The sequence below is a fragment of the Actinoplanes sp. NPDC024001 genome (assembly GCF_040638955.1).
Lineage (GTDB): Bacteria > Actinomycetota > Actinomycetes > Mycobacteriales > Micromonosporaceae > Actinoplanes.
In genome coordinates this window covers 22260-32593 of record NZ_JBEZZB010000124.1, presented here as the reverse complement: position 1 = coordinate 32593, position 10334 = coordinate 22260, and the positions used below count along the sequence as shown (strand labels likewise).

General features: G+C 70.5%; 9 protein-coding genes. 2 read left to right on the top strand and 7 right to left on the bottom strand.

Features of this window, described 5'->3' with window-relative positions; translation table 11 throughout:
• Window positions 1–177: 177 nt before the first annotated feature.
• From AB0F81_RS36135 to AB0F81_RS36120, 4 genes are all read right to left on the bottom strand, one after another.
• Window positions 178–771 carry a DinB family protein gene (locus tag AB0F81_RS36135; protein ID WP_360204756.1) on the bottom strand — a complete coding sequence of 198 codons (594 nt, stop codon included), beginning with the start codon at window positions 769–771 and terminating at the stop codon, window positions 178–180.
• Window positions 772–1021: 250 nt separating this feature from the next.
• Window positions 1022–1870 (bottom strand): asparaginase domain-containing protein, encoded by an 849-nt coding sequence (locus AB0F81_RS36130; protein ID WP_360204754.1) that lies wholly within the window; start codon window positions 1868–1870, stop codon window positions 1022–1024.
• A 72-nt stretch (window positions 1871–1942) separates the two neighbouring features.
• A complete protein-coding gene (locus tag AB0F81_RS36125) occupies window positions 1943–2677 on the bottom strand; it encodes a Clp protease N-terminal domain-containing protein (RefSeq protein ID WP_360204751.1) in 735 nt (244 codons plus the stop codon).
• A 54-nt stretch (window positions 2678–2731) separates the two neighbouring features.
• The gene (locus AB0F81_RS36120) at window positions 2732–3502 is read right to left on the bottom strand and encodes a hypothetical protein (protein ID WP_360204749.1); all 771 of its coding nucleotides are present in this window, start codon (window positions 3500–3502) and stop codon (window positions 2732–2734) included.
• Between the two features lie 259 nt (window positions 3503–3761).
• On the opposite strand from AB0F81_RS36120, the gene AB0F81_RS36115 reads away from it, so the two are divergent.
• Entirely contained in the window at window positions 3762–4604 is an 843-nt protein-coding gene (locus AB0F81_RS36115; protein WP_360204747.1) for a hypothetical protein, read from the top strand.
• 47 nt (window positions 4605–4651) lie between these two features.
• On the opposite strand, the gene AB0F81_RS36110 is transcribed toward AB0F81_RS36115, so the two are convergent.
• Window positions 4652–5665 carry a tyrosine-type recombinase/integrase gene (locus AB0F81_RS36110; protein ID WP_360204744.1) on the bottom strand — a complete coding sequence of 338 codons (1014 nt, stop codon included), beginning with the start codon at window positions 5663–5665 and terminating at the stop codon, window positions 4652–4654.
• Between the two features lie 368 nt (window positions 5666–6033).
• Between AB0F81_RS36110 and AB0F81_RS36105 the strand changes: the two genes are divergently transcribed.
• Window positions 6034–7338, top strand: coding sequence for a DUF808 domain-containing protein (locus tag AB0F81_RS36105; RefSeq protein WP_360204742.1), 1305 nt, complete (start codon window positions 6034–6036; stop codon window positions 7336–7338).
• 63 nt (window positions 7339–7401) lie between these two features.
• Here AB0F81_RS36105 and AB0F81_RS36100 read toward each other — a convergent pair whose 3' ends face one another.
• Window positions 7402–7902 carry a flavoprotein gene (locus AB0F81_RS36100; protein ID WP_360204739.1) on the bottom strand — a complete coding sequence of 167 codons (501 nt, stop codon included), beginning with the start codon at window positions 7900–7902 and terminating at the stop codon, window positions 7402–7404.
• 28 nt (window positions 7903–7930) lie between these two features.
• On the bottom strand, window positions 7931–10297 hold the full coding sequence (locus tag AB0F81_RS36095; protein WP_360204737.1) for an arylsulfatase: 2367 nt from the start codon (window positions 10295–10297) through the stop codon (window positions 7931–7933).
• Window positions 10298–10334: the final 37 nt, after the last annotated feature.

Below are 10334 nucleotides of genomic sequence, written 5' to 3'. Positions count from 1 at the left end.
GCGGCGCCGCCCTGCTGCAGGGCCCGGCGCAGCTCGGCCACCTCGTCGGCGAGCGCGAGCACCGCGTGCGCGTGCGCGGCCGCGATCACCGACGGGGTGCCGGGCAGTTTGCTGTCCACGCTGGCGAGCATGTCGGCGGCCAGCTGGCGGTGACTCGGAGGCGGCATGCGCCCAGTGTCACATCCGGTCGCGCACCGCCTCGGCGGTCCGCTGCAACCGGTCCCGGTAATCACGCCACCAGGCCTGATCGCCGGGGGCCAGGTTGTCGTTGTCGGCCCGCAACCCGGCCGCCCCGTCGATCAGCTCCCGGACGATGTCCGCGTGCCCGGCGTGCCGGTTCGTCTCGGCGATCACATGCACCAGGACGCGGTGCAACGTCACCGTCCGGCTCTGCTGCGGCCACCACGGCACCTGGCCGGTCGCGTCCAGGGTCAGCGTCTCGATCGTGGTGTCGTCGTGCCGCCACACCCGGCGGTAGAAGTCGACGATCTGCTCGCGGGACTCCTCGGCGGTGGCCCACAGGTCGGCGTTCGGCTCGGCGTCGTCCTCCAGGCCCGGCAGCGGGTCGGCGAGCGGGCGGCCGAAGGTCTCCCCGAGATAGCCGGCCTCTACCAGGGCGACGTGTTTCACCAGGCCCAGCAGGTTCGTGCCGGTCGGGGTCAGCGGGCGGCGCAGATCGTACTCGGTGAGGCCGTCGAGCTTCCACAACAGCGCCTCGCGGGCGGAGCGCAGGTAGTGGTGCAGGTCGGCTTTGGGGTCGGATCCGGTCATGGCGTGCAGCATGGCATCGGCCGCCCGCCGGTGCGAGCGGGATTCACGCCGGCCGTTGCCTTCGGCGGGCCCCGGCCGGCTTTTCGCCTGGCGCACCCTGGCCGGCTTTTCGCGGACCGCGGCGACCGTCTCCGTCCAGTCGAGCGGATGGCGGCACACCGACGCCCACCTGTACCTTTCGCCCGGCGTACCCCGGCCGGCCTTTCGCCCGGCGTACCCCGGCCGGCCTCTTGCGGCGTGCCCGGCCGGCTCACAGCTGGGCAAACCAGGCGCGAGCCGCGCTGCCGGCGCCGAGGGCCACCATGAGCGCGGCCCGCGCCTTCGGCGCGCTCAGACCGCGGGCGCTGACCGCGCCCATCGCGAAAGCCAGGCCATGGGCATGATCAGGATTCGGTACGGGTGAGGGGCCGACGTGGCTGCGCGAGGCGATCACCACCGGCACACCCCACTCGGTGAGGTCGGAGATGGCCGCGAACAGGCTCGCCGGAACGTTGCCCGGGCCGGTCCCCTCCAGCACGATGCCCGCGGCGCCCGCGTCGACGGCGGCCATCAGCAGCGTGGCGTCCATGCCCGGATAGGTCTTGAGCAGCGCCACGTCGGGCACCGGCCGTCCGCGCGGCGCCGGCGGCCGGGCCGGCGGCGCCGCACCCAGGGTCAGGTCGTTTCCGGTCACGTGGGCCACCGGCGCGAACGGCGCGGAGGTGAACGAGCCGCCGGCGTGGGTGGCCCAGCGCGCCGCGTGCAGCAGCGCGCCGCAACAGACGACGGCGCCGACCTGCCGCAACCGGGGGTCGGCGGCCGCGGTGAACGCCGCACGCGACAGCTCAGTCGTGAACACGATGCCGGCCCGGGCGGTCGGGCCGGCGACCAGATCGGTCAGGAAGGCGGTCTCCTCGACCGTGTCGGCGCCGTGCGCGACGACCACAGCGCCGGACTCGGCGGCGTCGCGGACCCGGTGGGCCAGCGCCAGCATGGTGGCCGCCGACATGTCCCAGCTCGGCTCGGTCATCACGTGCTCGACGGTGGCGTCCACACCCGGCGGCAGCGTGAGCTCACCGCCACCGTAGGAATGCACATCGTTGGTGGACAACAGCAGCACGTGCGGATCCTTTCCGGTCAGGAACTGATGGGCGCCGCGATCACCAGAAGCCGGAACAACGCGGCCGGCGGGTCACTGCTCGAAACGCTGCTCGAGCCGCTCGATCCGGGCGACCAGCGGCTTGAGCTGCTCCTGCAGAGCGGCGACGAGACCCTGCGCCGGCGGCTGCTGGTGCTGGGCGGCGGTGTTCGCGCGCAGATGCACATATCCGGCCAGCGCCGCGGAAACCGCCCGGCGAGTCAGGCGGGCCTCGGCGCCGAGACCCCGCAGCACCTGCCCGGCGGTGCCGTCGGGTTCGCCGATCAGGCCGAGCAGCAGGTGCTCGCAGCCGAGATAGTTGTGGCCCAGCGAGGTCGCCTCGTTCACGCTCAGCTCCAGGGCGCCGGCGGCCGCGGTGCTGAAATGGGCGGCGCCGTCCCCGGCCGGCGGCCCCGGCTCGGCGCCGGCCTGCCTCAGCAGGGCCTGCCGGACCTGGCCGGGCTCGATCTCGATCGCCTGCAGCACCCGCAGCGCCAGGTTGTCCCCCTCGTCGAGGATCCCGGCGAGCAGATCACCGGTGCCGACGGTCGCCGCGGACCCGGCGTGCTCGATCGCGAGTGCGACGACCGTCCGCGCGCGGTCGGTGAACAGCGGGAACCGCTCGGCCAGATCGTCGCGGGTGAGGGTGCGCAGCGAGGTCTCCCGCATCGCGGAGACCCGCCGGACGGCCTGCTCCAGGGCGCGCTGGCAGATCGCCGAGACGGGGATGCCGGTGTCCTTGACGGCTTCGGCAAGTTCGTCGGGCAGATACACGTTGATTTTCGGCATGACCCCAACATAACCCCAAGGGGGTTACATGGCCAGAGTGGCCGGCTTGGCCGGCTAGGCGCGGCGCCACCGGGCGCGGCTGTCGCCCGCCTTGTAGCTGCACTTCATCAGCGTGCCGGCCGACGTGTAGCCGCGGGCTCCCACGGGAGAGCAGAACGCACCGGGGTGGACGCCCTGGACCGCGTCGTCACTGTCACCTGCGCCGTTCTCCCGCTCGCCCTTCTTCATGGCTTTGCGCCACTTGCCGGCGAAGGGATGCGACGGGCACAACGTGAGCGCACCGGTCAGCTCGGTGATCTGGGCTTCGCTCATGGTGAAGGCGCCCGAGAGGTAGAGGTCATCGGGGCTGGCCTGAGCACAGAGTTCGAACAGCGACGAGATGTCGGGGTCGTCGTACTCCGCAGTTTTCATCGCCGTCTTCTGCAGGCTGGTCGTCGGCGCCACCGCGACCTGCGGGACGCCGTTCACGGCCGAGACGGCGCAGTCGTACTGTGCGGCTTTCCAGACGGCACGGAAGTCGTAGCGGCCCTTCGCACCGGCCGGCACGGTGAACGCCGTGGTGGCGGTCGTCTCCTCGTCCGGGGAGCAGACCAGGTCGATCCGGTTCTTCGGCGGCGGCGGTGAAGCCGAGACCGCCGCGGATGGCGTGGGCGACGGCGGCGTGCTCGCGGTGCCGGACGGCGCGGCGCTGGCGGAGGCCGCCGCGGCAGCCGCTGCCGGCTCGGTCGCTGGACTCGGGCTTCCCGAGCAGCCGGTGATGAGCAGCATCGTGGCTGCCACTGCGGGGATCAGCAACCGGCCGATGGCGGGACGCAGGCGGGGCATGACCGGGTGACTCCTCGTTGGAAGCGGGACGGCTAAGCGGTCATCCTGCCCGCCCGTTCCGGTCTGGTGGATCATCTCGACGCGCGAAGATGATCAACTACGGTGCACACTCGACCGTCTCATCGGTGGATGCCGCTCCAGCGGTGATCGTGTCCCGCTGCAGGCCGTTCACCACGCGCTGCCGCCGGAACATCATGGATCACCGCTGCGCCGGGACGTTCGGGATCATGATCTCGAACTGTTGTCCGGCTGCGGAGTGATGTCGATTGCCGAGGGTTTCGCCAATTCGAATAATGTCGTCGTGACGGATCAGAAGCGACTGCCCGTGTACACCCTTGGATTCGCCACCGACGAAGCGCGGCAAGCTGCGACAGACGTCTTCTACCTGGAAGAACTCGACCGGCAGGCCGAACTGGCGACGCGGAGCATCTACCAGGCCGTCATGTGGGGCAAAGAGACGAAAGACGTTCGCAACGTCAAGGTGTGGGGCGCCTTGCAGAACGCCCTGTTCGCCGCCATCTGCATCGCGCGACTCCTCAAGCCGGGCAACGTCAAAGATGACTACCCTGGACTGAGCGCCAATCAGACCAAAAAGTTCGCCAAGCGGCGCGGCGAAAGACTGCGTGAACTGCTGGACGTCGCCGACGATGCGTACCTCCTCGATGTGGACGAGGTGCGCAACGCATTCGAGCACTACGACGAGCACCTCGACAGCAGGATCGCCGGAGGTGCCGAATGCTTCGCCGACTGGTACATCACCGACCAGAACATCTTCCGGACACCGCCCGGCGCCACCAATCCTGCAGCCGTCGGGGTTCGGGTGTTCTTCGCTCCCGGCGGGATCCTCTATTTCGGGGAGAAGGAGCTGTCCCTGTTCGAGCTTGAGGTCGAGCTGATCCAGATGCGCCGCGCGATCGCCTGCTGTATCGCGCAGGCGTCGCAGCGGATCCGCGGACGTGGCCGGTTCGGTGGTCATGACCTGCACCCGTTGATGAGCGCCCCACGAATCGCCCAACGGTATGCGCACTGGCAGCACGCCCGCGCTGAAGCCCTCGAAGCTCTTGAGGCCGAGCAGGCCCGTCACCGCGGCGCCGGTCGATGACTTGGGTCCATCCGTGAAATCTCAGGAGAATCGTTCTGACAGAACCGTCAGTCGTCGGGCGCGGTGTCGCCGAAGCGGCCGGCGAGCAGGTAGGCGCCGTGGTTGTCGAGTTGGTCGCGGCGCCGGTCGTAGCGGCGGGTGGTGCGCGGGTCGGCGTGGCCGGCGAAATCCTGGGCGCGGCGCAGGTCGCCGCCGGTGGCGTCGAGGATCTCGGTGATCGCGGTGTGCCGCAGCGAGTGCGGGCTCAACACGCCCGCCGCGGCCAGCCCGGCGCGCCGGGCCAGGCGGCGGATCAGGCGGTGCACGTACAGCTCGTAGATCGGCAGGCCGGACGGCGTCAAGAACAGCGGCCCCTCGACCGGGGCGCCCCGCTCGGCGAGCATCTGGTCGAGGGCGTGCGACAGCACCGGCGGTAGCGGGACCCGCCGGCGACGTCCGCCCTTGACGGTCAGATTGAGCACCCGGTGGCCGCGGTCGGTGCCGAGGTCCTCGACCCGGGCGCTGATCGCCGAGCCGACGCGCAGGCCGGCGACCAGCAGCAGCAGGATCAACGCGTAGCTGGCCTGCGCGTCGGCGCGGGCCTCGGCGAGCAGGCGGTCGGCCTCGGGACGGTCGAGGCCGACGGTGCTGCTGTCGTCGGGGTCGATGCGCGGCCGGGCGGCGGCCTGCGCCGGGTTGTAGGCGATCAGCGGCTCCGCGTCGGCGGCGGTGTTGACGACGAGGTAGTCATACCAGGACGCGACGGAGGACAGCCGGCGCGCGATCGTCGACTCGGCGGCGGGCTTGCCGCGCGCGCCGGTGGCGCGTTGCTCGACGATCCAGGCGTCGAGGTCGGCGGCGCGGGCGGTCAGCGGGTTGCGGCCGGTGGCCGCGCACCAGTCACCCCACTGCCACAGATCCCTTCGGTACGCGGTACGGGTGTGCGCGGACCGCTGCCGGCTCAGCCACATGGTGGTCAGCTCCGCGAGCCGGGTCGGGGCCGGCGTAACGATCGCGGGCACGGCGATGGGCTCGCCGGCGACGATCTCGGCGCCGGCGGTGCTCGGTGGTTGGTCCGTCACACCCGAAATCCTAGCTGAAGGATAACGGTCATTATTTTACGCCACTCCGGACGGCGTCTCTTGAACGTTCAACGTGATGGCGGATTATCGGATTACCGGTAATAGCAATCCAGTAATCCGAGCGGGGCGTCGCTCGGGCGGCGGGCACGACCTCAAGAGCAAAAGACCCGCCACCGCGCTCTGCTTGCTGGTCGATTGCCGCTACGACAGCCGCCGGGCTGGCTCGTGAGCGGTCGCAGGAGCTGAAGCACCTGACTGCCGTTGGGCACAGGGCATCGCCGTACAGGCATGAGGGGGGTCATGCGAGGGTAGTCGGCTTAGACGAGAATGAGCGTGCACATGTGCTCGCCAACTGGGAAGGACCTCTCTTGAGCGCTGGACTCGCAGCTCTGCTGGATGATGTGGCGGTGCTGGCGCGTGCGGCAGCCGCGTCTGTGGACGACGTCGGGGTGGCTGCCGCGAAAGCCGGTGCCAAGGCTGCCGGCGTGGTCATCGACGACGCTGCCGTCACCCCGCAATATGTGCGGGGTCTGGCGGCCGAGCGGGAGATCCCGATCGTCCGGCGGATCGCTCTGGGATCGCTGCGCAACAAGTTCCTGATCATCCTGCCGGTGATCCTGGTGCTGAGCGAGTTCCTGCCGGTGCTGCTGACGCCGCTGCTGATGCTCGGTGGCGCCTACCTGTGTTACGAGGGCGCCGAGAAGGTGTGGGAGCGGATCGCTCACCACGACACGCACGGCACCGACACCGAGCAGCAGCCGGATGAGAAGACGCTGATTGCCGGGGCCATCCGGACCGACCTGATCCTGTCGGCGGAGATCATGGTGATCTCGCTGAACGAGGTGGCGAGCGAGACGTTCGTGTCGCGCCTGCTGATCCTCTCCGTCGTCGCGGTCATCATGACGGTGCTGGTGTACGGCGCGGTCGGCCTGATCGTGAAGATGGACGACGTCGGCCTGCGGCTGGCCGAGCGTCCCGGCAAGAGTGCGGCCAAGCTGGGCCGTGGCCTGGTGAAGGCGATGCCGAAGGTCCTGACCGCGCTCAGCGTGATCGGCACCGCGGCGATGCTGTGGGTCGGTGGCCACATCCTGCTGGTCGGCATGGACGAGCTCGGCGTGCACTTCCTGTACGAGTTCGTGCACCACATGGAGGAGGCCGCGCACGACGCCACCGGCGCCCTCGGCGGTGTCGTCGGCTGGCTGGTGAACACGGTGGCCAGCGCAATCGTCGGCCTGATCGTCGGCGCGGTGATCGTGGCCATCATGAGCGTGACGCTGCACCGCCGGAGCGGGCACGGCGAGAAGGACGCCCACAAGTCCGACAGCCACGGCGAGACCGTGCAGGTCACCCAGCCGACCACGGCCAAGGCCGCCGGCACGACCGAGGCCGCCGCAACACCGGCCACGGCTGCCCAGGCGAACACCCCGGCCGCCACGGCGACCGAGACCAGCGTCACCGCGCCCAAGGCAGCGACGGCCGAGCCCGCGACCGGCGCCCCGGCCGCCACGGTCGACACTGGCGCGCCTGTCAGCACCGGCACCCCGGCTACCGCGAACGAGGTCGGCGCCCCGGCGGACGCGGCAAAGGCGGATGCGGCCGACGTCGCCCCGCAGGCGCCGGGCACGGCCGGGACCGGCGAGGACGAGGGCGTCAGCCCGGCCAAGGACCGCTGACCGACAGGTTGAACGACAGCGCCCCGCAGACTCCAGGTCTGCGGGGCGCTGTCGTCGTAGGGACTATCGGGCGGCGCGGACCGCGGCGACCGTCTCCGTCCAGTCGAGCGGATGGGCCAGGTCGGTGACCGTGACCCCGGCCCGGGCGAGGAACCGCCGGCTGGCCGCGAACGCCGGATGCGCCCGCAGTTCCGCCTTCACGTGAGCGGCCATGACGACCGGAACGCCCGCGCCGAGGCACTCGTTGAGCACCCCGACGGCCAGGTTGTCGTTCACCCCGGACGCCACCTTGTTGATCGTGTTGAAGGTGGCCGGGGCCGCCAGCACCGCGGCCGATGGCGTGATCGGCCACGGTTCGTCGGGCAGCGGCATCCGGTGCAGCACCGGCCGGCCGGTCCGCTCGGGCACCCCGTGGAGGAACGGCCAGGTCGCCGCCGCCGGGGTCGCCACCACCTGCACCTGCCACCGGTCGGCGAGCAGCAGGTCGATCAGCTCGCCGATCCGCCGCAGCGGCGTGGCCGCACACGGCACCAGATGCAGTATCGGTCCGTCACCGCTGATCACGACCGCTAGCGTACGTCCCGCGGGGTCCTCACTGGCGGGCCATGGTGACGCGCAGCCGGTCCTGAGGGTCGACCGGGTGGTGGTCGTCGCCGAGGTCGATGCGGACCCAGTGGATGCGGCCGGTGAAACGGCTCGAAGCGGTGGTGTACTCGTCGCAGACCGTGGTCCCGGACTCGTAGCCGATGTCGGTGGTCTCGTCGGCGGAGAAGATCATCGGCTGGGTGGCCTCGACCCGGCCGGTGCCGGCCGCGGTGGCGTCGTGGTACAGGGTGACGGTGCCGCCCTTGGCGAGGCCGCCGCCGTCGTAGGCGAAGTGCATGCGGACCTGGTGGCGGCCGGTGGGCAGGTCGGTGTCGGCGACGGTGGCGAAGTGCCGGATGCCGAGGACGTTGTAGACGAACCGGAGCCGGTTGTCGCCGACGAAGACGGTCCAGCCGCCGAACCGGCCGCCCTGCGCGATGATCACACCGGTGGCGCCGGTGCCGGGCACCTCGATGTCGGCGGTGACGGTGAACGACTTGTTCTTGATGTTGACGACGCTGTTCTCCGACAACCGGCCCATCCCGGGGTAGAGCAGCTGCGAGGTGCCGTGGATCAGGGTGGGCCGGCCGGCGAGCTCCGGGCTGACCCGTTCCGCGGTGCGGTCGTCGAGCGGCAGCACGTGGTACTTGGCGGCTTCGAGCAGCCACAACCGTTGCAGGTGGGCGAGTTTGTCGGGCAGCTTGTCGGCCAGGTTGTCGGCCTGGCTGTAGTCGGTGCTGCCGTCGTACAGCTCCCACACGTCGTCGTCGAACGGTGGCGGCGGCGGGCCCATCAGGTTCCACGGTGTGCGGTGCTTGGTGACCGCGCTCCAGCCTTGGTGGTAGATGCCGCGGTTGCCGAACATCTCGAAGTACTGCAGGTCGTGGCGTTCGGCGGCGGCCGCGTCGGCGAAGGTGTAGAGCATGCTGGTGCCCTCGATCGGCGCCTGCTGCACGCCGTTGACCGAGACCGGCTCGGGCAGGCCGGCCGCTTCCAGGATGGTCGGCGCCACGTCGATGACGTGGGTGAACTGGGTTCGCTGGGCGCCGCGCTCGGTGATGCCGGCCGGCCAGTGCACGATCGTGCCGTTGCGGGTGCCGCCCCAGTGCGAGGCGACCTGCTTGGTCCACTGGAACGGGGTGCACATCGCCCACGCCCAGCCGACCGAGTAGTGGTTGTAGGAGCTGGGCGACCCGAACTCGGCCATCTTGGAGAGCAGGAACTCGGTGGTCTCCAGGGCGGCCATGCCGTTGAAGTTGGCCATCTCGTTGAAGGCGCCGTTCATGGTGCCCTCGGCGGAGGCGCCGTTGTCGCCGACGATGTAGTAGATCAGCGTGTCGTCGAGGGCGCCGAGCTCCTCGATGGTGTCGATGAGCCGGCCGACCTGGTGGTCGGTGTGTTCCAGGAACCCGGCGTAGACCTCCATCTGCCGGGCCAGCACCGGTTTCAGCGCGTCGGGCATGTCGTCCCAGGCGGTGATCTCGGCGTGCCGGTCGGTCAGCTGGGCGTCGGCCGGGATGATGCCGAGTTCTTTCTGCCGGGCGAAGGTACGGTCGCGCTGCACGTCCCAGCCGTCGTCGAACTGGCCGCGGTAGCGGTCCGCCCATTCCTGCGGCACGTGGTGCGGGGCGTGGGTGGCGCCGGGCGCGAAGTAGACGAAGAACGGCTTGTCCGGCATCAGCGCCTTCTGCTGGCGCATCCAGTTGCAGGCGTGGTCGGCCAGGTCCTCGGTCAGGTGGTAGCCCTCCTCGGGGGTGCCCGGCGGTTCGACCGGGGTGGTGCCGTCGTAGAGGGCGGGATCCCACTGGTTGTTCTCGCCGCCGATGAAGCCGTAGAACTTCTCGAAGCCGCCGCCGGCGGACGGCCACGCGTCGAACGGGCCCATCGGCGAGGACTGCCAGACCGGCACCTCGTGGCATTTGCCGAACTGGGCGGTGGAGTACCCGTTGAGTTTGAGGGTCATCGCCAGCGGCGCCTTGGTGTTGGGGCGCAGTGAGTTGTTGCCGGGCGCGGACGTGGCGGTCTCGGTGATGCTGCCCATGCCGACCGAGTGGTGGTTGCGGCCGGACAGCAGCGCGGCGCGGGTCGGCGCGCACAGCGCGGTGGTGTGGAACCGGTTGTACGACAGCCCGGCCGCGGCGAGGCGTTCCGCGGTCGGGGTGCGGCACGGCCCGCCGAACGCGCTGGACGCGCCGAATCCGACGTCGTCGAGCAGCACGATCAGGACGTTGGGTGCGCCGGCCGGTGGTCGCAGCGGTGCGATCGGCGGGTACACGGTGTCCGGGTCCTTGGCGTCGTACGTGGTGAGGCCGGCCGGCGGGCGGTCCGGGATCGGCAGGACGGTACGGGCGTGCCGGTCGGGTGCTGTGGTCATGGTCCACCTCCGAGCCGAGTGTCACCGCTCGCCATCG